A 21,958-nucleotide genomic window follows, 5' to 3' on the forward strand; every position below is an offset into this window, starting at 1 on the left:
TCACCATTCATGTCGCCTCAAGGTCCGGGAAGAGCTTCTATAGAGTTCCCCTCCTGACCCCGCCACGAAGGGGCCAGATTGTCCACCGGTCCCGAGCTTGATGTCCTATTCAGTCAAGACACCGGTGCTAAAGTGACGGGTATGACTCGTGTATGCGATCGCATTGACCGGTGCCGCCAATTCCACCCTACCGACGCCGAACTCCCCGGGGAGGCGATCGAGCTGGCCGCCGAGCTCCTGCGTGAAGCCACCCGCGGCCAACGCTTCGGCGAGAAGCTGCAGGCCCGCCAGATGGCGGCCATGATGGACGATGCACCGGGCAAGGCCTTCACCTTCGCGATGGCCGACCAAGTCTTCCGCCCGCCCACGGCAGCACGCGAGGCAAAGCGTTTCCGCGACCTGATCGAGGACTACGGAGTGCCGCACTACCTTCCGCTGCCGGCCCGGGTCGCAATGCGCGCCGGCGAAATCGCCTCCGCCGCCGCACCCGAGATCGTGATGCCACTGGTGGCGGAGAAGATGCGTCAGGAAAGCTCGTCGGTTATTCTGCCGGCCGAGGAGGAAAAGCTGCGCAAGCACCTCCGCCGCCGCCGTGATGCCGGGATGCGGATGAACCTCAACCAGCTCGGCGAAGCCGTGCTCGGCGAGGAAGAAGCGAACCATCGCCTCGAAGCGAATCTCACCCGTCTCGCCGATCCTGACACCGACTACATCTCGGTGAAAATTTCCGCGATCTACAGCCAGATCCACCTGGTGGCGGTCGATGAAACGCTGGTCGAGATCAAGAAGCGGCTGCGCGAACTCTACCGCGCGGCGATGAAGGCTTCGCCCGCGAAGTTCGTGAACCTCGACATGGAAGAATACCGCGACCTGCGCCTGACCTGCGCCGCCTTCCAAGAAGTCCTCGACGAGCCGGAGTTCCAGAAGCTCGAAGCCGGAATCGTGCTCCAAGCCTACCTGCCCGACGCTTGGCCGGTTCAGAAAGAACTCAACGTCTGGGCGCTCAAGCGCGTCGATGCCGGCGGCGCGAGCATCAAGATCCGCATCGTGAAAGGCGCAAACCTGGCTATGGAGAAGGTCGACGCCGAGACCCACGACTGGCCCCTCGCGCCCTACGGCTCGAAGGTGGAAGTGGATGCCAATTTCAAGCGCATGCTTCACGAAGGCTGCCGCAAGGAAGTCGCCCGTGCCGTGCGACTCGGCGTGGCCAGCCACAACCTCTTCGACATCGCCTACGGCTTGCTGTTGCGTGCCCGTGAAGGCGTCGAGGACTGCGTCGAGTTCGAGATGCTGGAAGGCATGGCCAACCATCAGGCCCGCACGGTCCGCGACGCGGCAAAGGGCTTGCTGCTCTACGCGCCAGTGGTGAAGCGCGAGGACTTCCACAGCGCGATCGCCTATCTCGTCCGTCGCTTGGACGAGAACACCTCGCCGGAGAATTTCCTCCACGACCTCTTTGGCATGAAGCCGGGCGATGCCGCATGGGGGCGCCAAAAGGAACGCTTCCTTAATGCCTGTGCGATGATCGGCACGGCAATCCATGGTCCGCAGCGCGTCCAAGATCGCACCACCGAGAGCCGCCCGCCGCTGCCACTGGATCATCCTTTCCACAACGAAGCCGACACCGACTGGTCGCTCCCTCACAACGTCCGCTGGGCCCGCGAGAAAGTGGAAGCGATGAGGAAGGCGGAGCCGCCATTCGTCCCGCTTCAGATCGGCGGGCAAACCAGCGAAGGCTCCGCGACCGAGGACGGCTGCGATCCTTCCCGCCCCGGCTACGTGGCCTACCGCCACGCGCTCGGCGGCCCTGAAGATATTGAGCGAGCCCTGCAGGTGGCCGTCTCTGCCCGCGAGTCGTGGAAGAATATCGGCTGGCAAGTCCGCTCCGAAATCATCGCCAAGGTCGCGGCCGTGATTGCCGCGCGCCGCGGCGATGCCATCGCCACCATGGTGCTCGACGCTGGCAAGGCCGTGATGGAAGCGGACGCCGAGCTGAGCGAGGCGATCGACTTCGCCGACTACTATGCCCGTAGTTTTTCCCGCGTGGGAGCCTTCGATGGCGTCGCATGCGAACCTCTTGGCACCGTGCTGGTGACGCCGCCTTGGAACTTCCCTTACGCGATTCCCTGCGGCGGCATCCTCGCCGCGCTGGCGGCTGGCAATACCGTCATCCTCAAGCCCGCCCCGGAGACCGTCCTAACGGCATGGGAGATGGTGAACTGCCTGTGGGAAGCCGGCGTGCCGCATGAGGTGCTGCAATTCCTCCCCTGCCCCGACAACGAGATCGGCCGCTCGCTGGTCACCGACCCACGCATCGGCGCGGTGGTCCTGACCGGTGCCTATGAGACCGCGCGGATGTTTCTTTCGTGGAAGCCCGAGCTGCGCCTGTTCGCGGAGACCTCCGGCAAGAATGCGTTGGTGATCACCGCCTCTGCCGATCCCGACCTCGCGGTGAAGGACCTCGTCAAGAGTGCCTTCGGCCATGCCGGCCAGAAGTGCTCGGCCGCCTCACTCGCCATCGTCGAGGCCGAACTCTACGACGACCCCGGATTCCGCCGCCGCCTGCGCGATGCCGCGTCGTCGCTGAAGACCGGTCCATCCTGGGAATACGACTCGATCGTCACCACCGTCATCCGCGAGCCGGGAGACGCCTTGAAGCGCGCGCTCACCACGCTCGATCCCGGCGAGGAGTGGCTGCTTGAGCCACAAATGTTGAACGGAAATCCCTGTCTGTGGTCGCCGGGCATCAAGCTGGGTGTCATGCCGGATAGCTGGTTCCGCGCCACCGAATGCTTTGGCCCGGTGCTCGGCTTGGTCCGCGCCAACAATCTCGATCACGCGATCCGCATCCAGAATGACTCCGAGTTCGGCCTCACCGGCGGCATTCACGCGCTGGATCCGGTCGAGATCGATGCGTGGCGCGAACGCGCCGAAGTCGGCAACGCCTACATCAATCGTCCGATCACCGGTGCAATCGTGCAGCGCCAGCCATTCGGCGGATGGAAGCGTTCATGCTTCGGTCCGGGCGCGAAGGCCGGTGGACCGAATTACGTGCCGCTCTTCTCCACATGGCGAAATGAGGGCCTGCCGCAACTCCGCGAAACGCCCAAGCCGGAGGTCATGGAACTCCTGAAATCCCTCGCTCCGATCGTTTCTTCGGAAGAACTCGAAGCGGCCGCTGGCAGCGATGCGTGGTGGATGAAAAACGAGTTCGGAATCGAACACGATCCCTCCGCACTCGACTGTGAGGCCAATGTTTTCCGCTACCGCCCGTTTGCCCGCTGCCTGATCCGTGCAAGCGAGACGACCGACGCCACCGCTATCGCCCGCATGCTCATCGCCGCACGCGCTGCCGGGGTCGAAAGCGAACTGTCGTTGCCGCCGGGACGCGAATTTCCGATGAAAGGAATTACGATCCGGCATGAGACCGAGGACTCCCTCACGAAGCGACTCGCGACCGCTCGCTACGGACTCCTGCGCACGTCGTCGGCGAGTCAACGCCTTATCGCAGCAGCGATCGAGTCAGGTGTCCGGATCGTCACCCACGCGCCCGTATGGTCAGGAAAGCTCGAACTTCCGGCATTTTTCCGGGAACAGGCGGTGTCAGAAACCCGTCACCGGCATGGATCGGTGTTGCCCCGGCCCGAAGAATTGCGATAGTCCCGTTGCTTCGTCCCGGGTCAGAACCCGGGTGATCTGGGGGGAGAATCCGAGCTCGCCGGGGCGAGGCACTTCTTGAAACAAAATGCTCACCCGCGACCGGGTGAGCATTTGCTTTCTAGAGAAGAGAGGCGCGAGCGCGGCGGTTATTCCTCTTCCACCACTGAAGCGATCTTTCCCCGCTTCACGAGGCGACGACGCCACAGCAGATCGGGCCCGCGAAGTCCGCGGAGCCGGCCGGGTGACATGCGCGAGATCGTGCGGATGACCTTTGCGTGCGTCGGCACGGCGACCTTTGGAGCGCGCGGCTTCCGCTTCCGCTTCTTCTTCTTTTTCTTAGCCGCCTTGGTCGCCGGAGCCTTGGCCGTCGCTGGCTTGGTGCCTTGCGGCGCGCGACGCCGTGGGAGCACCAAGCTGTCGTCGGCGAAAAGCAGCACGTGACCCTGGGTGAGCAGCCAGAAGAGATCGGCGAGCCACTCTTTGCCCGGCTCGGTGGTTCCTTCAGGCAAAACACCCTTCCACAGGTCGGCGAGCTTGGCGGTCGGATTCGCTTCCAACCACTCGACCATCGCCGACGGGCGTTCGGCGAGGATGGCATCGGTGGTCAGAGGATGCGGACGGGCAGGACCAGTGAAGAGCTTGCCCTCGCGCTTGAAGACCGAGAGGTGTTCGTTCTCTAACAAACGGCAGATCGTCGGGATCAGGATGGCGGGATGCTTGCGGGCATGCGAACTCGCGATGCGGACGCAAGCGAGCAGGCCGGGCGAGAGATCGCGTGCCGGGATATTGCCGGAGATCTCGGCGCTGCGGACCTCCTCGAAAACCTCGCTGAAGCGCTTGGTCGCGAAGTCGCGCTCGATCTCACCGCGATCGAAGCTCCACGCCTCGTCACCGGCTCCCTTGAGCCGCCAGCGGACACGCTTCTTCATCGTCTCCAGCCATGCATTGACCGCTTCCTCACCACGCTCCGTACGGACCCGCGAGGCATACACCTCGAACGGCATGTTCGAAAACTGCTCGCGATGGACGCGGCGCAGCGTGGTCTGATAAGCGTGGAAGTTCGGTGGTCCGAGCCACTCACCGCTCATGCCACAACGCGCGACGACTTGGAAATTGCCGGCCGGCGGATCGGTTTCGATCTCCTCGGACTCGTAGAGATCCTTGGAGGCGGGCGAATGCCAGAAATGGGCGATCGCCTCTTCCTTGGTCAGCCACATCGATGAGTCCAGCTTGCTCTTGAGGATGGGCCCGACCTTGTCCGAAACGGCGAACTGCAGGTGATACCGCTCGCGTCCGGCGAGCAGGATCTGCGCGACGTCGAAAAGCGAGTAAACGCGGGCGACGTGGTGGATTTCCTTCACCACCAGATGCACGGCCTCTGCGGCCGGAGTGATCGAGACGCGCACGCCTTCCGCCGGCTGGGGAAATTCGCGCGGCCCTTGATCGCGGCCATGACCGTGACCCTGGCCATGCCCTTGATGCCGACGGTCGCCACCCTCGCGGCGCGGACCGCGATCATCGCGACGTCCGCCGCCTCCTCCCCCGGCTCCCCCACCGCCACCGCCACCGCCACCGCCGCCGCCACCACCGCCACCGCCGCGTTGGTCACGGCGATCGCCGCCACCAAAGTTACTTCGGCCGCGCGGATCGCGGTCGCCACGCCGCTCGCGCGGGGGCTCATCATCACGAAACTCGGGTTGTTTTTTCGCCGGTGCATCGCCCCGGGCCCACGACGGGCCCAGCTCGAATGCGGACAGCAGGCGCTTGGCCAGCTCATCGGAAGGGTCGCTCACGCCGCGGACACTAGCGGCCCCGCGGGAAATGACAAACTCGCCTTGCGACAATTTGAACGGACGGTCCGGCCGGATTTCGGCTCATTCCACCCCGCGCTGGGCGGCGGCGTGACCCCGCTTTTCGTCGATGAACAGGGTGAGCACCAGCCCGACGGCGATGAACCCGGCTAACAGGAGCAAGGCCTGCGGACTGCCGGTGGTGTCCTTCACCCACGCGAACGGAAAGGTCATCACCGCAGCGAGTTTGATCATCAGCCCCCAGATCCCGAAAAACTCCGCGGACTTTTCCGGCGGTGCCAGATAGCCGACGAATGCCCGGTTTGCCGACCCCAGCGAGCCAAGACCGAAGCCTAACAAGTTTCCGATCAACCACAGTGGCCAGGTCGGATAGCCGCTGCCTCCATTCGCCACGTGGGACTCGTAGAGATAGGCATAGCCAGCGAAGCCCGTGGCGGCGAGCACCCACACGCCGAGCAAGAGCGCCGAGGTAAGCCGGTGACCGAGACGGTCCTGGAACAACATCGGCACCAGGGTCCCGACGATCCCCGAGACGGTGATCACGGCCATGAAGATCACCATCTGCTCGTTCTTGAATCCATACTCGCCGGCTAGCTTGCTGGCAAATGAGACCACCACGCTCATACCGGTGCCGAAGAAGAATGAGGCGGCGAGCAACATGGCGAGGTCACGATAGCCGCGCAAGTGCTTGAAGGTTTCACCGAGTCGCACGAAGCCAGCGGTGAGCCACGATTTCCCGCCATGGACGGTGTGCTCCACCTTGGGCTCTTTCAGCCAAAGGATCGTCGGGATGGTGAAGAGGAGGAACCATAACCCGGCCATCAGGAAGAAGGGCCGCCACTTCTCCGGGTCATTCAATTTAAAGACGATCATGCTGCCCGCGGTGATGAAGATCAGCAGCAGCGCGGCGAGGTAGGCGAGCCCCCACGAGAAGCCGCTCAAGCGCCCGACCTCGTCCTTCCGCGCCAAGGTCGGCAAGAAGCTGGCGAGGAAATTCTCCCCGATGGCGAATGCGAAGTTCGCCGGAATGTAGAGCAGCATGGTCAGCCAGATCTGCCCCGGCTGGATGAAGGCGAGGCTGCAGGTGAAGAGGCTGCAGGTGATGCCGGTGACGACCAGTCCGGCCTTTTTCCACGCGCGCTCATCCGCCGCCGCACCGGCGAGTGGCGACAACAAGGCCGCCAGCAGCATGCTGCCGCCGAAGGCCAGCGACCAGAGGCGGTCATCCTTGGTATCGTCTTGCACGATCACCGCGCCGAAGAAGACCGAGAACAACATCGTATTCACGATCAGCGTGAAGGACTGGTTCGCCACGTCGTAGGAGATCCAGCTCCAGATCTGGCGTTGCTGAGGCAGGCCCTTGAGCGGATAGATACGTCGATCGTTCATGACAGCGGCGACATCCTCGACGGATCGGGCCGCAATGCAATCCGGACGAATGACCGGCAGGAATCATTGACGGCAGCAAACCGTTGCACGCAGATTTCATGGGAAGATATGACGGGAAAAAACACCCCCACCCCGGTCCACGGCATCGGCCGCCTGGCGATTCTGGTTTCGGCCTTCGCGGTGTTTCTCCCGGCGTGCACAACGACCGGTCCCATGGATGGCGCGCATCGATTCCAGTCGCCGACGGAAGTGCGGCAAGCGCTCGCAACCGGACCCGAGAAAGTTGAGGCGATTTCGACACAGTTGGCGCTAACCGACCGGGAGTTTTCCGCCCTCGCCAAGTCCCATGGACCGGCGTGGCGAAAGCGCGGTTATATGACGGCGCAGGAAAGCGAGGCCATCGAGCATCTGCTGTTTCGCCACACCACGGGCCAGAATGCACTGGTGGAGCTCGCGACCGCGCTCGGCGGCAAACAGTCATCGGCCCTCTTCCCCGACGAGAATCTCAAGACCGCCGCTCACGTGTTGGTGCTGAAAGCCCAATGCCAGGTGATCGTGCACCGGGCTGCCTTGGTGAAGCTCTTCGCCAGTGATCCGGTGGCGGTGGCGAAGTTGAATGAAGCCTTCTATCGCTCCGAGATCCCGAAAGGCACCCTCGACCGCTATCGGCTGACCGTCAGCTCCCGCGAGGCGCCGCGGCGGCTGCATGCGTCACGTGTCCTCCTTGAGCATGACCTCGATGGCCCGGAGATCCGGCAGCTCGTGGCCGGCAATCCCGCCTATGCCAAGCTCGTGGCGAAGCTCCCCGCAGACTACCGCCGCGCTGCGAACGCACTCGCCGATTGCGGCAGCGGCACCCTGGAAGAAGACATGGAGCACACGCATGCCGCCGCCTTCGCCCGCCGGGCCGAGGCTGGCCTGGGTGATCTCCGCTACAAGACCCGCAGCCTGCTCTTCAAGGATGTCAGCAGGATCAAGAATCCCGGCGCCAAGGTAATCGCCTTTTCATCGGAACAACACGCGGCGGTGAAGGCCCGGCTCCAACCCGGCGACATCATCCTGACCTACACCGCCGGTTACATGAGCGACGTCTTCATTCCCGGCGCCTTCAAGCACGGCCTGACCTACGTGGGCTCACCAGAGCAGCGGAAAGTCGCCGGAATGAGACATGCTGACCAACCAGCGGTGCTCCCCAATGGAAAACCGGCGGACGTGATCGAGGCCGTGGCGGAGGGGGTGATCTTCAACAACCTGGGCTACCTGATGGACACCCACGTGAACCGGCTGTTGGTGCTGCGCCCGCGCTACGGACCTGCCGAGCGTGCGGCCTACCTGAATGAGGTCTCGTCCTACCTCGGCGATTCCTACGACTTCCTTTTCGACTTCGCCGACGCCTCGCGGCAGGTCTGCACCGAGGTGATTTACCGCGGAATCAACGGCCGCTCGGGAATCGATCTTCCCCTCACCCGGCGCGGCGGCCATCCGACCCTGAGCGCCGATGACCTGGTGAACTACCACTTCAAGTCCGGCGAAAAGCACTTCGAGGTGATCTTGTTCGCCGAGGAGGATTCCGCCAAATCCGGACACCAGGCGGCGATCCATACCGGGGACGAGGCCGTGACCAAGCTCCGGCAGCGGATGGCTGGCGGTGGTGCGCGCGAGTAGCCCGCGAGTAGCCCGCGAGTTCCGCGAAAATTCGCCGTGCCGAGCGGCATGGAACACGCCACCTTCTCCCGAAATCATCTGACATGAAGCGATTGCTCCTGCTGCTCGCCTTGCTGCCCTCCTGCCAAAAGGAACAGGCCGCGTCTTCCTCATCCTCCGCTGCAGCCGAGGTGCCGGGCTTGGAGAAGAAGGACGACATGGTCCGCTTGTCCGGCGGCAGCTACATGATGGGCCACGACGGGTCGTTTGAAACCCCCTACGGGACGAAGTCATTCCCTGAGGAGGGCCCCGCCCACAAGGTGACGGTCAAAGGCTTCTGGATCGACCAAACTGAGGTGACCAACGCGCAGTTCGCCGAATTTGTGAAGGCGACGAAGTACGTCACCTTCGCCGAGCGCGAGGTGAAGGCCGAGGATTTCCCCGAGGAAGCCCGTGCCAATCTGCCCGGAGAGAAGTTCAACAACGGCTCGATTGTCTTCCGCGACGACGCCCACATCCAAGGCGACCCGAATATCCCCGGCCGCTCGATCGAGTGGTGGAGCTGGAAATCGGAGGCGAATTGGCAGCAACCGACCGGCAAAGGCAGCTCCATCACAGGAAAGGACGACCATCCCGTGGTTTGCGTGATCTACGAGGACGCTGTCGCCTACGCGAAGTGGGCCGGCAAGCGCCTGCCGACGGAGGCCGAGTGGGAGTATGCCGCCCGCGGCGGCCTCGAAGGAAAGATCTACACCTGGGGCGACGAGTTGAAACCCGGCGACAAGTGGATGGCCAATTCATGGCAGGGCGAGTTTCCTAACAAGAACACCGCCGACGATGGATTCAAGGGTAGCTCGCCCTCCAAAACCTATGCGCCCAATGGCTACGGTCTCTACGACATGGCCGGCAATGTCTGGGAACTCTGCACCGACCTCTACGACCCCACCTATTTCACCGAGTGCGATCCCGACAACCCGCAAGGCCCCGAAGTCTGGGTCAATCGCGACTCCGGCAGGAAGGGCGATGGCAAGGTCCACCGCGTGACCAAGGGCGGCTCATTCCTCTGCCACGTCTCCTACTGCATGCGCTACCGGCCCGCGGCGCGACATTCGCAGGATAGCGAATCACCCACGAATCATACCGGCTTCCGCTGTGTAAGGGATCTCGATGGCGCGAAGTAACCACCGGCCATGAAGGCCCTCACCCTGCTCGCGTTTTCATCCGCCGGACTCGCGGTCGAGCCGTGCCGTATCGAAATCGTCGACAAGGAGAACGGCTGGCCTGTGCCGCTGGTCGAGCTGCGGACCACGCACGATGCCCGGTACGTCAGCGACAATGCCGGCTTGATCGTGCTGGACGATCCGGATCTCTTTGATCGCGCGGTGTGGTTCCATGTGAAGGGCCACGGCTACGGCGTGAAGAAGGATGGCTTCGGCTACGAGGGCATTCGTACTTCGCCAGCGGCCGGCGGGACGATCCGCATCGAGGTCGATCGGCGGAATATCTCCAAGCGGCTCGGCCGGCTCACGGGCGGCGGACTTTTCGCGGAGCAGCAAAAGCTAGGCGTCAAGGCTCCCGAACCAGAAACGGGGGTCTTTGGCTGCGATTCCGTGCTGCTCGCGAAGCATGAGGACAAGTTGTTTTGGCTTTGGGGCGACACCACCCTGCCCGGCTATCCGCTCGGGGTCTTCCACTCGACCGCGGCACATTCCTCCTTGCAGCCGGTCTCGGAATTCAAGCCGCCGCTCTCGATCCGGTTCTCCCACTTCCGCGACGCCGACGAAAAGGTGCGGGGTGTGGCACCCATCCCCGGCGACGGCCCCACTTGGCTGACGGGAATGGCGAGCCTTCCGTGGAAAGTCGGCCTACCCGACCGGCTTGTCGCCACCTACACCAAGATCAAGAACCACCTCGATGAATACGAGGTTGGCTTGTGCGTCTGGGATCCGGAGAAGAATTCGTTCGAGTCCCATCACGTTCTGTGGAAGGAAGGAGATGGGGAAAAGGGCCTCATTCCCCGCGGCCATCCCTTCCGCTGGAAGGACGAACACGGGAAGGAATGGCTCCTCTTTGGTGACCCCTTTCCCACCATGCGCTGCCCGGCGACCTTCGAAGGCTGGGAGACGAAAGAGCAGTGGGAAAAAGTGGCCGCGCCGCCGCACCCGCGCGCTGCCGAGGACGGCGCGGAAATGAAGCCGCACCGTGGCTCGGTGACATGGAATCCATTCCGCAAGCGCTGGGTCACCGTCTTCACCCAAACCCACGGCAAGCCCTCCGCCTTCGGTGAGATCTGGTATGCCGAGGCCGCTTCACCGATGGGCCCGTGGGGCAAGGCCGTGAAGATCCTGACCCACGACAACTACACCTTCTACAACCCGAGGATTCACCCGGAGCTGACGCCGGCGGATGCCAGCTTCATCGTCTTCGAAGGCACCTACACCGCGGAGTTCGCCAACCACGCGCAGCCGACACCGCGCTACAACTACAACCAGATCCTTTACCGTCTGGACCTGGATGACCCGAAGCTCGCACCAGCGCGCGAGTGATTTTCCGTAGCTCGAGAGCGCCCCTGTAGCTGGAGCGTATCGCTCCAGTCCGTTGCCGGGGCATCCCGCCCCGGTGCTTCAAGAGTGGGGGCGAGACGCCCCCACAATAGACTGAGGCAAGGTGCCTCAGCTACGCATGAAGCGGCTTAGTCTTCCGGCAGCGGCTCGCCCTTGGTCTCAGGTGCCCAAATGAGCGCGATGATTCCGACGATGTAGATCGAGCACATTGCCATCGCGGAATAACGCTCCATCATCGGAGATCCAAACTGTCCGAAGGCACCCTTGGCCAGCGCGGCAGAGAAGAAGCTTCCACCGGCCGCGGCGAAGCGACCGAGGTTGTAGCAGAAGGAAGTCCCTGTACTCCGCAATCGGCTTGGAAACAGCTCCGGCAGGTAAATCGCGAAGCCCGCTAGTATCCCCAACTGGGCACCACTCATCAGCGGCGTCATCCAATACGCATCCATCGGCGAGTTCATCTTCCAATAGACCAGCGCGGTGATGACCGCTGCCGAGGAGAACCCGATCGCGAAGGAAGTCCGGCGTCCCAACTTGCCGCAGAGCCATGTGAAGAAGGACATTCCGATGGCTGCGCCTACCATGCTCAAAAGGTACGCCTTGCTCACCGCGGCATTCACGAGCTTGTCGATCTCCGGAGCTGGTGTGCCGATGCCCTCGAAGTGCTTCCGGAAAACGATGCGCTGGAGGTCCACGGCATACTCACCGATTGCCCAAAGACCGACAACGCCGGTCGAGGCGATGACAGCTCCGACGATCAAATTATGCCGCCATCGCTTGTCGCTGAAGAGGGCCGCGTAAGGAGAAAAGATCCCTCCGGTGGGCAGCCGACCTTCACGCTTCATTTTCAGCCAAGGCTCCGGCTCCTTGAGATGCTTGCGGATGAAGAAGACGAGGAAGGCTGGCAGCGCGCCGACCAAGAACAGCCAACGCCAGCCATTTCCCGCAGAGATGGTGCCGCCGGCTTCCAGCGAATCGATCCCCATCTTGATGAAGGCTGCCGAGATATTGCCGATGGTGGAAAGGACCTGAAGCGTCCCCAGAGCCCCCGCGCGTGCACCATTCGGAACGGTTTCCGCGATCAGGGCCACCGCGAGTCCGAAAACACCACCCACACCCACTCCTGTCAGGAAACGATAAACGGCGAAGTCCCAATAATGGAGACTGAAAAAGCTGAGCCCCGTGAAGATCGAATACAGGAGCACGGTGACCGTCAGCATCTTTGACCTGCCGTAACGATCACCCAAGGCACCGAAGATCATACCACCAATGCCCCACCCCACCAGAAAGAGCGCTGTGACTTCCTTACCGACGGCTTGGATGTCGCCTGCCTCCGCCCCGGGCATCAGGGACTTGAGCGCGGGATTTCTCGCCAAGGAGAACAGCCGCTGGTCGAGGCAGTCAAAAAACCACGCCAAGGAGGCGACGATCATCACGAACCAGTGATAGCCACTGAGCTGGGTCCACCATGCGCGATGGGAGTTGTCCGACAGGTTTGCCATAGGGAATCGTTCTTGAGTTTTGGCGACTCCAGAGTGCCGGGGGCGATCCGGCAAGCCTGAAAGCACGCTTCGGGAAGCCTTTTCTCGACAAGTCTGTCATCGGCCGCTTTTCTCATCGCAGCGAGCTTCCCGGCCATCTTGTCATACAGCCCTGAACCGCTAGAAAACCCCTCCTTCTTTCACCATACGACCATGAAATTCGGAATCATCGGTGCCGGCATGATCGGCCACTTCCACGCCAAGGCGATCACTGCGATGAGCGGCGGCGAACTCCACTCGGTCTTCGACTTGCGCGGCGAGGCCGCCGAGAAACTCGCCGCGGAATACGGCGCGAAGGCCTACTCCGACATGGCCGCCTTCCTCGCCGACCCGGAGCTGGAAATCGTGACCGTGGGCACGCCTTCCGGCGCGCACCTCGACCCCTCGCTCGCGGCGCTGAATGCCGGCAAGCATGTCATTTGCGAGAAGCCGCTGGAAGTGACCGTCGAGCGAATCGATCAGCTCATGGCCGCCGCCAAGGCGAATGGCAAGACGCTCGCCGCCGTGCTCAACCGCCGCTTCCACCCCGGCATGGAGGCGTTCAAGAATGCGTCCGACGAAGGCCGTTTCGGCAAGCTCACCTCGGCCTCCTGCTACGTGAAGTGGTATCGCGACCAAGCCTACTACGACTCCGCCGGCTGGCGCGGCACATGGGCGCTCGATGGCGGCGGCGCGCTGATGAACCAGTCGATCCACACCGTGGACGCACTCATTTATCTCGCGGGCCCCGTGAAGGCCGTGCAGGCAAGCATGGCCTGTCTCGCCCACGAGCGCATCGAGGTGGAGGACATCGTCGTCGCCATCGTCGAATTCGAGAGCGGCGCGCGCGGCGTGATCGAGGGCTCGACCTGCACCTGGTCGAAGGACGGCCACCCGGCCCGCGTGCAGCTCGCCGGCACGGAAGGCTCTGTCTTCCTCGCTGACGAGGCCTTCGAGATCTGGGACTTCATGAATGAGAAGCCGGAGGATGCGGAAATCCGCTCCACGCTGATGAAGGGCCAGGCCGCCGGTCTCGGCGCGAACGACCCCAAGGCGATCAATTTCTACCAGCACCAGCGGAACTTCGAGGAAGTGGTCAACGCCATCCAGGAAGGCCGCGAGACGAACGTTTCCGCCGCCGAGGCCCGCAAGCCAGTGGCCGTGATCCGCGCGATCTACGAAAGTGCCCAGAACGGCGGCAAGCGCGTCGAGCTCTAACATGAACTTCCCGATGAAACTCACCGGATTCGCCGACGAGGCCGCACGCGACCTCGATACCCAGATCAAGGCCACCAAGGAACTCGGATGGTCCGCCATTTCCGCCCGTGGGGTGAATGGCGCGAACCTCCACGAATTGCCCGAAGATGACTTCGCCCGCGTGGCGGACCAACTCGACGAGGCAGGCATCCACATCCCGGAGTTCGGCTCGCTGATCGGGAATTGGGGCAAGAAGATCACCACCGATTTCGCCATCACGGTCGCGGAGATCGAGCGCGCCATCCCGCGGATGCAGCGCCTCAACACCAAGCTCATCCGCGTGATGTCCTACGCCCAGGAACCGTGGGGCGAGGACCAGCAGGAGCAGGAGCGCTTCCGCCGCTTGCGCGAGATCGTGCAGCGTTTCGAGGACGCCGGCCTGACCGCCATCCACGAGAACTGCATGAACTGGGGCGGCTTTTCCGCCGCGCACACGCTGCGGCTGATCGAGGAGATCCCCGGTCTCAAGCTGGTCTTCGACACCGGCAATCCGCTGTTCCAGCGCGACCGCTCGAAAGGTGACCCCTACCCATGGCAAGACCCATGGGAATTCTGGACCGCGGTCCGCGACCATGTGGTGCACATCCACATCAAGGACTGCATCAGCCCGACGATCGATGGCGTGGAGCCGATTTACACCATGCCCGGCGAGGGCGATGCGAAGATCCCGGAAATCCTCACGGACGCGAAGGCCCGCGGCTACGACGGCTGGATCGCCATCGAGCCGCATGTCGCCACCGTCTTCCACGTGAAGGACCAGTCGCAGGTCGATTGGCAGCAGTGCTACGACAGCTACGTGGAATACGGAAAGCGGATGGAAAAGCTCATCGCCGGCCTTTAAGGTAGCACCATGAAGCCCGTGGAACTCGCGCAACGCCTTGCCGCGCGCGAGCGCCCCGCGGGCCGACCGGTGATGAAGCAGCGCTGGTCGCGACTGCTGTTCCTCCACTGGCGCATCGATCCGGACCTGCTGCGACCGCTCTTGCCCGCCGGGCTTCATCTCGATCTTCATGAGGGCGAGGCATGGCTCGGTGTGGTGCCGTTCCTGATGGAACGCGTGAGGCCGGTGCTCATGCCCGCCGTTCCCGGGCTGTCGTGGTTCCTCGAGCTGAACGTCCGGATCTACTGCCACGATGATGCGGGCCAACCGGGCGTGTGGTTCCTGTCGCTCGATTGCAACCAACCCGTCGCGGTGGAGCTGGCGAGGAGGCTCTTCCTGCTCCCCTATCAGCATGCCCGCATGCGCTACGGCGGCGATCTAACAGCGACACGCTACCACTGCCTGCGCGATGGCGAACTCGACGAAGCGGTCTACGAATACGGCCCCGCCGGCGAAGTTCAGGAAGCCGAACCGGGAACGCTCGAGTTCTTTCTGTTAGAGCGCTACGTGCTCTTTTCGGTGGGACGAAACGGGCGGCTGTTTAGCGGGAAGGTCAATCATCCTCCCTACCGATGGGCCCCCGCAAAGTGCGATCAATGGTCCACGCTGCCGGTGAAGTGGGACGGGCTGCCCGAGCCTCAAGGAAGGCCCGAGTCAATGCTTTGGGTGGACCATGTGGACGTGCACATCTTCCCGCTTCGACGGCTCGCGCTAGAAATGTAGGCGCGGTGGTGACACCGCGGAAGCACGCGAGCAGTCCGCCTCCAGGGACCACTCCGCACTGTCACCAGCGCGCCTACGCTGAAGGAATTCAATTCCCTAACAGTGCGTCCCCACAAACACATGCTCCCACACCGGCCGCTCCTCCCGGCATGACGCGGCGTAGCTTTCCCAATCGCGCAGTTTCGGCAAATCCCGTTCCTCGCCCCGTGCGATCATCCGCTCGCGGCGCGTTTCAAGAGGGCACCAGACGAAATGCAGCACCGGCTTCACGCCAAGCCGCTGCTCCAGCCTCACCGGCCAATCCGCTTCACCGCCTTCACGCGTGAATGGCCCGGCAAGGACAACGGGAATCTGCGGCAGGTTCGCCACGGTGAGGTCGAACATCGCTTCATACACCGCATCACGAAACGCACGCTTGTAGGCCGCCGAGTCTCGATCATCGGGATCGAGCCCCGCAAGCGAAAGCCCCGCCCGGACGAGACGCTCGGTCGCCGTGTCGCTGTCGATCAGGCACGCGCCCAAGTCGGCCGCAAGTTGGCGGGCGTGGGAGGATTTTCCCGCACCCGCCGGACCGGTGACGACATGGCAGACCTTCACGAAATGAACCGGACCGTCAGCGGATAGCGGTAGCCCCGGCCATCATTTGCCTGCACACCGGCGACGATGCAGAGAATCAGCCAGGCGATCCCCAGCAAGAACACCAACGGCCACAGCAGGAATCCGATCAGCACAAAGCTGAGCACAAATGCGACAGCCGAGAGGATGATCGTCCACAGGAACCACGAGATGTTGAAGTTGAGCGCCTCCTTCGCCTCCGCCGCCGCGTAAGGCATGGTGTCCTTCTTGATTAGCCACACGATCAAGGGACCAACGATGGCCCCGAAGCCGGTGAAAAGTCCGGTCAGCGCGGACAGGTGAGCCACCAGGGCCCAGGTGCGTTCCTCGTTAGAGAGCCCGGACTGCGGCGGAGCGGCAGGGGCGGACGGCGGCAAGTAGGGATCGTTCATGGCAGCGAATTCCCTAACACGGCAAACGGGGCGGGGAAAGGAATAGCCGTTCCAATTCCCCGCCCGTTTTCAACGGCTTACGTTATGCCTTCTTGAACTTCGAGTAAGCGCGCAGGTAGCCGACGCATTGCGCGATCTCCGGCACGTTGGTCTTCCAGTTGTGCTCGTACTCGATGGTCACGTTGCCGGCGAAGCCGTGCTTGCGGACTTCATCGAGGATGGCGGCGTTGTCGATGACGCCGGTGCCGAAGGGCCGGTCGTGGGTCCACTTGCCCACCGCCTCGCGGTCCTTCATGTGGAAAGAGTGAACCCGCGGCGCGATCTTCTTGATCACTTCCAGCGGCTCGAGACCGGAGGTCGCCCAGTGGCCGAGGTCCGCGCAGTAGCCGATGTTCGCATGGCGGTCCTTGATCGCTTCCCAGATCTTGTTCGGGTCCCACAGGGCGGTCGGCTTCGGGTGGTTGTGGAAGCAGACCTTGATGTCGTATTCCTTGGCGAGCTTCTCGAGGGTATCGAGCGCGTCGAGCGATTCGGTCGTCACCCCGTAGAGGCCCATCTTCTTGGCGAATTCGAAGGTCTTGCGGGCCTCCTTCTCGTCCTTGGAAATGCCGGTCACGCCAAAGTTCACGGGCGTGATGCCGTTCTTCTTCATGTGGTCGATCAGCTTGGCGATCTGGTCGTCGGTGAGATCCGGGCCGAGCTTCACATCGCCGAGATCGCCGCCGATCTTTTGTCCGGGAAACACCTCCACCGCGCTGGCCCCGGCGGCGGCGGACTTCTCGATCGCCTCCCACAGGGTGAATTCCTTCAGCGACCAGCACTGGACGGAAATCGTGAAACCGGCGTCGGTCAGCGCGTCCGGATTGATCGGCTTGCCGTGCGAACGGAGCGCAAGCAGGGCGGAGGCGGCGGGGACCATGGCGAAAAGAGAGCGACGTTTCATGACGGGTGCAAATTACGCGGCCCGAACGAGGGGAAGCGAGGGATTCTTTCGGATCATGACCCGATCCGCCTTCCCGCTTGCCGGGGCGAGGCCGGGGCGGTTGTCTGCCACCGTGCCGACCGTCTTCACCCCGTTTTCCGCCACCCACGGCTGGGCCATGGTGGCGGGATTGGTCGGGATCGCAGCGATCATTTCCTGGGGAAAGTCGGGCGAGCGGAACGAGCGGCTCGCCCGCGGCCTGCTCACCTTCCTGTGTCTCATGGCCTTCGGCTACACCCAGGCGGCATGGATGAACATCGATGGCGACCCGGATCTGGACAGCTCGTTGCCGCTGCACCTGTGCGATCTCTCGGCATTCATTGCCGGTTTCGCCCTGCTGACGGGGAAGCGGCTGCTGTGCACGCTGACGTATTTCTGGGGTCTGGCGGGGGCGATCCAGGCCTTGCTCACCCCGGCAATCACGGTGGGCTTCCCCCACCCCGCCTTCGTGGCGTTCTTCGTCCATCACTTCGCGCTCGTGGCAGCCGCTCTCTACCTGCCCATCGTCCGAGGCTGGCGTGCCGACCGGCCGTGGTGGAAGGGACCGCTGACGGCCCTGCTCATAGGGAATATCTACTTGCTCCTCTCGATGGCGGTAAATGCGTGGCTGGGCACGAATTTCGGCTTCACCGCCCGCAAGCCGGTGAACCCCAGCCTGCTGGACCACATGGGGCCCTGGCCCTACTACCTGCTGGGAATGCAGGTGCTGGCGGTGGTGCTGTTCTCGCTGCTGGCGCTGCCGGTGCTCTCTCGGAAAGCCGTGGCCAAGAGCTAAGGTTTTCGGCGTTGGCACGTTCCTCAATGGTGCCTCCACGAGCGTGTGTGAAACCATGGACATTGCTGATGGCAGTGGTGATTGGCCTTGCTCCGTCACAAGGGCAGGATTCCCAGCCCTTTCATTGCCGCATGCCACCACAGTGGCGTTTCAGCGACGCCGAGGCAGGCCCGCCTGCCAAAATCGAGGAAGCCTTGGGAAAGATCCTTGCCGATCCTGAATCAACGGAGCGGGAATCCGCCGCCTTCCTGTTGTGGCGCAACCGCAGCTTCATTCACGCCAAAGCGGTGATCGAGCTGGCCGAAACGACACGTGGGGCGCTGGCGGCGGAGGTCACGGCCGGGCTGAAACCGGAGACGATTCGGCGGGAAGTGGAGTCAGCCGATCCGCGGTGGGGCTTCTGGCTGGCCTACCTACGCCCCCAAGCCGAACTGGTGGACATTTTGATGGAAAAGACCCGGGGAAGCTTCCAGACCGGCGCGGTTCTCGCCCTCGGGCGGTCGCGAGACCCGCGGGCGCTAGGTCCCTTGCTTGCGCTCCTCAGGGACTCGAAAACGCCCTTGCGCGGTTTCACGGCATGCGCGTTGCGAGATTTCGGCTCGGTGGATGCCGAGGCAGATCTGATTGCGGCGTTGTCTGAAAGTGACGATTTGTGGCTGCAAGTGAATGCCTGCGACGCCCTGGCCAAAATCGGCACGGAACGGGCCCTGCCGGCATTGCGTCGGCTAACGGCCGCCTCGCAGCCGGTTGGAGCCTTAAACACCAAGACCAGTGCTTCCCGCGCCATCCGGGAAATCCAAACACGGGGTCAAAAGTAGTCGATTCTGCTCCAAAGCGAGGACAACCCCGATCTCCCGGATTTTGCTGCGGGGGAAATGATTTGGTCGCCGGGAGTCCCGGCGTTATATCGCCCGCGCATGAGCGAAGCCCCACCGAAGCGCCCCCGAGTCAACGTCCGTCGCCCCGACGTGATGACGCAGGTCAATGCCGAGGTGGAGCGCCACTACCGGTCGTCTATCGTCGAGCGGATCCGCGCCAATGGCGGCGAGGTCACGCTGGGCAACACCACCGTGCGGCTTGCCCAGCAATTCGGCTTCTGCTACGGCGTCGAGCGGGCGATCGACCTCGCCTACGCCGCCCGCCGCGTCTTCCCGGACAAGCGCATCTTCCTGATCGGCGAAATCATCCACAATCCCGAGGTCAACCGCCAGCTCGTGGACATGGGCATCGTTTCGCTGCCGTGGAAGCAGCTCACCGACGACTACGACCAGCTCAGCTCGGAGGACGTGGTGATCGTGCCCGCCTTCGGCGCGCCGACGAATTTCATGGAGAAGATCGAGGAGCGCGGCTGCTACGTGGTGGACACCACCTGCGGCGACGTGATGAAGGTCTGGCGCCGGGTCCGAAGCTACGCGAAGGATGGCATCACCTCCATCATCCACGGCAAGGCCGGCCACGAGGAGACCCAGGCGACCGCCTCCCGGGCTCTCGGCGAGGACGGCCAGGGCCACTACCTGATCGTGCTGACGCTGGAGGAAACCGACATCGTCTGCCGCTACATCCGCGAGGGCGGCGACAAGGAGGCTCTCCTCAAGCGCTTCGCCCACGCCGTGTCGCCCGGCTTCGATGCGGACCTGCATTTGCAAAAGGTCGGCGTGGCGAACCAGACCACCATGCTGAAGAGCGAGACCGAGGAGATCCAGCGCCGCGTCCGCGATGCCGTGGTCGCCCGCGATGGCTCGGCGGAGAAGTTCCTGGTCTTCGACACCATCTGCGGCGCCACCCAGGAGCGGCAGGATGCGCTTTTCGAGATGCTCCGTCGGCCGATGGACATGCTGTTCGTGGTCGGCGGCTACAACAGCTCCAACACCACGCACCTCGTGGAGATCGGCGAACAATCGCTACCGACCTTTTTCATCCGCAATGCCCAGTGCCTCCAGTCGCTGGAGCAGATCATCCACTTCGACCTGCACGAAAAGGCGGAAATCACCAGCGGCTATCCGGGAGCGCTCTTGGGCGAAGGCCCGGCGGTCATCGGCATCACGGCGGGCGCGAGCTGCCCGAACAACCTGATCGAGGACACGATCTTCCGGATCTTCGAGATGCGCGGAGTGCCGCGCGAGTTGGTGCAGACGATTTGAGGAGCGAGACCAGCCCTCCGCGCGGTGTCAACAGTATGTCGACACGCCTTATCCGGCTGCGCTGGCGGATCGGCTCGATTCCATTGCCAGACTCGATTCTTTTGGCAGCGGCTTGGCTTCCGCTACTGGCTTGGCTTCGGCCACTTCGACTTTCCTGGTTTCAGGGATCACCGGGGCCTTGGGCTCCTCCGCAGTCTCCACTTTCTTCGCCGGCACTGCTTCGACCGGCTTGCCATTCACCCCCGCCACCACTCCCACAGGGACGATCTCGCGATACACGCCCTCGGTCTGTTCGGCGATCGTGTCCCAACTGAACCCATAGGCCGCTTTCACCCGGCCGCGGGTGCCCATCCAGCGGGCGTGCTCGAAGTTCGAGAAAGCTGCCTTCACCCCGTCGGCAATGCCCCAGGCACTGGCGTCCACGATGTAGCCATCCTCACCGTGGGTGACGAAGTCGCGCGGTCCGCCATTGCGGGTGACCACCACCGGCTTCGATGCGGCCCAAGCTTCCAGCACCACGATGCCGAAGGGCTCGTTGCGGCTCGGCACGCAGACCACGTCGGCGCTTTTGAAAAGGTTCATCACGTCGCCATCCGGGCTCATCGCGCCGGGGAAACGCACGGCAAAATCGACGCCGAGTTCCTTCGCCCGGTGCCGCAGGTGGCTGAGCATGTCACCACCACCCACGAAGACCGCCTTGGCATTCGGCTTGTAATGGAGGATCGACGGCATCGCCTCTAACAAGAGGTCGGGGCCCTTCTGGGTGCTGATGCGGCCGACAAACAGGATCATCGGATCCATCGGCGCGATCCCGTAGCTGGCGCGGCAGATGGCGGGATCGATCTCATCGTCAAAGCGGGCGCAGTCGATGCCGTTGTAAATCACGCGCAGCTTCCACTCCGGCACTTCATACTGCCACTTCACCTCATCGGCCAAGTAGCCGGAGACGGCGATCACGCGGTCGGCAACGTAGGTGCCCTCGCGTTCGATCGAACGGACGCGGTCACACACGCCGGTGTGGAGGTTGTTGCCGGTGCGCCCGTACTGGGTGGAGTGGATGGTGAAGACGGTCTTGCGGCCGTGATCGTTCTTCGCCTGCGCGACGGCCTTCGAGCAAAGCCAGTCGTGGCCGTGGACGATGTCGAAGGGCTTGCCCGACTCGGCCTCGTGGGCGGCCAGGAAATACATGAGCGAGTTGCCCATGTTGTTCACCTCCGTGATGAAGTCCGGGTGCAGTTCGATCGGGCAGCGGTGGTAGTAAACCCCATCGATGACGGCCGCGGTCGTCTGGCCCTGGCCGAGCCGGGTGAAGACGTGAACCTCGTGGCCCCGGCGCTCCAAGGCGGCGGCAAGCTCGGTGACGTGAACGGCGCCTCCCCCCACAGGGATGGAATGGAGGCTCTCCCAGGAAAGCATGGCGATCTTCATGACGGAAGGCATGTCGTAATGCGCATTGCATCCTTTATGCCGAACGGCGGCCAAAGTCCACTTGCAGGCATATACAGACACAGATTTTCTGAATGGGATTCATGAGACGCACCCCGAGCCCCCAGTCTGGGTAGGTTTGCGGAACGACACTCCGCAAGCTTGGCATGGGAGCGGCTTGGT

Annotated in this window: 18 protein-coding genes; 11 read left to right on the forward strand and 7 right to left on the reverse strand. The window is 63.2% G+C overall.

Annotated elements, in window-relative coordinates:
* Positions 1-141: 141 nt before the first annotated feature.
* Positions 142-3,660, forward strand: coding sequence for a bifunctional proline dehydrogenase/L-glutamate gamma-semialdehyde dehydrogenase (locus OKA05_RS03790; RefSeq protein ID WP_264485769.1), 3,519 nt, complete (start codon positions 142-144; stop codon positions 3,658-3,660).
* Positions 3,661-3,806: 146 nt separating this feature from the next.
* On the opposite strand, the gene OKA05_RS03795 is transcribed toward OKA05_RS03790, so the two are convergent.
* On the reverse strand, positions 3,807-5,066 hold the full coding sequence (locus OKA05_RS03795; RefSeq protein ID WP_264485770.1) for a hypothetical protein: 1,260 nt from the start codon (positions 5,064-5,066) through the stop codon (positions 3,807-3,809).
* A gap of 45 nt (positions 5,067-5,111) precedes the next feature.
* On the opposite strand from OKA05_RS03795, the gene OKA05_RS03800 reads away from it, so the two are divergent.
* Complete coding sequence (locus OKA05_RS03800; protein WP_264485771.1) at positions 5,112-5,624, forward strand: hypothetical protein; 513 nt, start codon at positions 5,112-5,114, stop codon at positions 5,622-5,624.
* Here OKA05_RS03800 and OKA05_RS03805 read toward each other — a convergent pair.
* Positions 5,535-6,860, reverse strand: coding sequence for an MFS transporter (locus tag OKA05_RS03805; RefSeq protein ID WP_264485772.1), 1,326 nt, complete (start codon positions 6,858-6,860; stop codon positions 5,535-5,537). The genes OKA05_RS03800 and OKA05_RS03805 overlap by 90 nt on opposite strands.
* A 108-nt stretch (positions 6,861-6,968) precedes the next feature.
* Between OKA05_RS03805 and OKA05_RS03810 the strand changes: the two genes are divergently transcribed.
* The 3 genes from OKA05_RS03810 to OKA05_RS03820 all read left to right on the forward strand — a co-directional run bounded on the left by OKA05_RS03810 (position 6,969) and on the right by OKA05_RS03820 (position 11,050).
* Positions 6,969-8,525, forward strand: coding sequence for a YiiX/YebB-like N1pC/P60 family cysteine hydrolase (locus OKA05_RS03810; RefSeq protein WP_264485773.1), 1,557 nt, complete (start codon positions 6,969-6,971; stop codon positions 8,523-8,525).
* Positions 8,526-8,608: 83 nt separating this feature from the next.
* Positions 8,609-9,685: a formylglycine-generating enzyme family protein gene (locus tag OKA05_RS03815; protein ID WP_264485774.1), complete on the forward strand. Its 1,077-nt coding sequence runs from the start codon at positions 8,609-8,611 to the stop codon at positions 9,683-9,685.
* A gap of 9 nt (positions 9,686-9,694) precedes the next feature.
* Entirely contained in the window at positions 9,695-11,050 is a 1,356-nt protein-coding gene (locus OKA05_RS03820; RefSeq protein WP_264485775.1) for a glycoside hydrolase family 183 protein, read from the forward strand.
* A 146-nt stretch (positions 11,051-11,196) separates the two neighbouring features.
* On the opposite strand, the gene OKA05_RS03825 is transcribed toward OKA05_RS03820, so the two are convergent.
* Positions 11,197-12,567, reverse strand: a complete 1,371-nt coding sequence (locus OKA05_RS03825; protein ID WP_264485776.1) for an MFS transporter — start codon at positions 12,565-12,567, stop codon at positions 11,197-11,199.
* Between the two features lie 192 nt (positions 12,568-12,759).
* Here OKA05_RS03825 and OKA05_RS03830 point away from each other — a divergent pair, with 192 nt between their 5' ends.
* The 3 genes from OKA05_RS03830 to OKA05_RS03840 are packed head-to-tail and all read left to right on the forward strand — an operon-like array spanning position 12,760 to position 15,445.
* Positions 12,760-13,803: a Gfo/Idh/MocA family protein gene (locus OKA05_RS03830; RefSeq protein ID WP_264485777.1), complete on the forward strand. Its 1,044-nt coding sequence runs from the start codon at positions 12,760-12,762 to the stop codon at positions 13,801-13,803.
* A gap of 13 nt (positions 13,804-13,816) precedes the next feature.
* A complete protein-coding gene (locus OKA05_RS03835) occupies positions 13,817-14,683 on the forward strand; it encodes a sugar phosphate isomerase/epimerase family protein (protein WP_264485778.1) in 867 nt (288 codons plus the stop codon).
* A gap of 9 nt (positions 14,684-14,692) precedes the next feature.
* Positions 14,693-15,445: a YqjF family protein gene (locus OKA05_RS03840; protein ID WP_264485779.1), complete on the forward strand. Its 753-nt coding sequence runs from the start codon at positions 14,693-14,695 to the stop codon at positions 15,443-15,445.
* Positions 15,446-15,541: 96 nt separating this feature from the next.
* On the opposite strand, the gene OKA05_RS03845 is transcribed toward OKA05_RS03840, so the two are convergent.
* The 3 genes from OKA05_RS03845 to OKA05_RS03855 form a co-directional block, all read right to left on the reverse strand.
* A complete protein-coding gene (locus OKA05_RS03845; RefSeq protein WP_264485780.1) occupies positions 15,542-16,042 on the reverse strand; it encodes a P-loop nucleotide/nucleoside kinase family protein in 501 nt (166 codons plus the stop codon).
* On the reverse strand, positions 16,039-16,452 hold the full coding sequence (locus OKA05_RS03850; protein ID WP_264485781.1) for a DUF4870 domain-containing protein: 414 nt from the start codon (positions 16,450-16,452) through the stop codon (positions 16,039-16,041). Before OKA05_RS03850 ends, OKA05_RS03845 begins: the two co-directional genes overlap by 4 nt.
* Before the next feature lie 82 nt (positions 16,453-16,534).
* On the reverse strand, positions 16,535-17,395 hold the full coding sequence (locus tag OKA05_RS03855) for a sugar phosphate isomerase/epimerase family protein (protein ID WP_264485782.1): 861 nt from the start codon (positions 17,393-17,395) through the stop codon (positions 16,535-16,537).
* A gap of 55 nt (positions 17,396-17,450) precedes the next feature.
* On the opposite strand from OKA05_RS03855, the gene OKA05_RS03860 reads away from it, so the two are divergent.
* The 3 genes from OKA05_RS03860 (at position 17,451) to OKA05_RS03870 (ending at position 20,350) form a co-directional block, all read left to right on the forward strand.
* Positions 17,451-18,209 carry a YwaF family protein gene (locus OKA05_RS03860; RefSeq protein WP_264485783.1) on the forward strand — a complete coding sequence of 253 codons (759 nt, stop codon included), beginning with the start codon at positions 17,451-17,453 and terminating at the stop codon, positions 18,207-18,209.
* 47 nt (positions 18,210-18,256) lie between these two features.
* Complete coding sequence (locus tag OKA05_RS03865; protein WP_264485784.1) at positions 18,257-19,027, forward strand: HEAT repeat domain-containing protein; 771 nt, start codon at positions 18,257-18,259, stop codon at positions 19,025-19,027.
* Between the two features lie 99 nt (positions 19,028-19,126).
* A complete protein-coding gene (locus OKA05_RS03870; protein WP_264485785.1) occupies positions 19,127-20,350 on the forward strand; it encodes a 4-hydroxy-3-methylbut-2-enyl diphosphate reductase in 1,224 nt (407 codons plus the stop codon).
* Positions 20,351-20,398: 48 nt separating this feature from the next.
* Here OKA05_RS03870 and OKA05_RS03875 read toward each other — a convergent pair whose 3' ends face one another.
* Positions 20,399-21,778: a glycosyltransferase family 4 protein gene (locus tag OKA05_RS03875; protein WP_264485786.1), complete on the reverse strand. Its 1,380-nt coding sequence runs from the start codon at positions 21,776-21,778 to the stop codon at positions 20,399-20,401.
* Between the last annotated feature and the right edge of the window lie 180 nt (positions 21,779-21,958).

The sequence above is a fragment of the Luteolibacter arcticus genome, assembly GCF_025950235.1.
GTDB lineage: Bacteria > Verrucomicrobiota > Verrucomicrobiia > Verrucomicrobiales > Akkermansiaceae > Haloferula > Haloferula arctica.

What these genes read in the sequence shown, in the direction of transcription:
- OKA05_RS03790 (WP_264485769.1), top strand. Translation starts at nt 142, where the DNA reads ATGACTCGTGTATGCGATCGCATTGACCGGTGCCGCCAATTCCACCCT.
- OKA05_RS03800 (WP_264485771.1), top strand. Translation starts at nt 5,112, where the DNA reads ATGACCGTGACCCTGGCCATGCCCTTGATGCCGACGGTCGCCACCCTC.
- OKA05_RS03805 (WP_264485772.1), bottom strand. Translation starts at nt 6,860, where the DNA reads ATGAACGATCGACGTATCTATCCGCTCAAGGGCCTGCCTCAGCAACGC.
- OKA05_RS03810 (WP_264485773.1), top strand. Translation starts at nt 6,969, where the DNA reads ATGACGGGAAAAAACACCCCCACCCCGGTCCACGGCATCGGCCGCCTG.
- OKA05_RS03815 (WP_264485774.1), top strand. Translation starts at nt 8,609, where the DNA reads ATGAAGCGATTGCTCCTGCTGCTCGCCTTGCTGCCCTCCTGCCAAAAG.
- OKA05_RS03820 (WP_264485775.1), top strand. Translation starts at nt 9,695, where the DNA reads ATGAAGGCCCTCACCCTGCTCGCGTTTTCATCCGCCGGACTCGCGGTC.
- OKA05_RS03825 (WP_264485776.1), bottom strand. Translation starts at nt 12,567, where the DNA reads ATGGCAAACCTGTCGGACAACTCCCATCGCGCATGGTGGACCCAGCTC.
- OKA05_RS03830 (WP_264485777.1), top strand. Translation starts at nt 12,760, where the DNA reads ATGAAATTCGGAATCATCGGTGCCGGCATGATCGGCCACTTCCACGCC.
- OKA05_RS03835 (WP_264485778.1), top strand. Translation starts at nt 13,817, where the DNA reads ATGAAACTCACCGGATTCGCCGACGAGGCCGCACGCGACCTCGATACC.
- OKA05_RS03840 (WP_264485779.1), top strand. Translation starts at nt 14,693, where the DNA reads ATGAAGCCCGTGGAACTCGCGCAACGCCTTGCCGCGCGCGAGCGCCCC.
- OKA05_RS03850 (WP_264485781.1), bottom strand. Translation starts at nt 16,452, where the DNA reads ATGAACGATCCCTACTTGCCGCCGTCCGCCCCTGCCGCTCCGCCGCAG.
- OKA05_RS03855 (WP_264485782.1), bottom strand. Translation starts at nt 17,395, where the DNA reads ATGAAACGTCGCTCTCTTTTCGCCATGGTCCCCGCCGCCTCCGCCCTG.
- OKA05_RS03860 (WP_264485783.1), top strand. Translation starts at nt 17,451, where the DNA reads ATGACCCGATCCGCCTTCCCGCTTGCCGGGGCGAGGCCGGGGCGGTTG.
- OKA05_RS03870 (WP_264485785.1), top strand. Translation starts at nt 19,127, where the DNA reads ATGAGCGAAGCCCCACCGAAGCGCCCCCGAGTCAACGTCCGTCGCCCC.
- OKA05_RS03875 (WP_264485786.1), bottom strand. Translation starts at nt 21,778, where the DNA reads ATGAAGATCGCCATGCTTTCCTGGGAGAGCCTCCATTCCATCCCTGTG.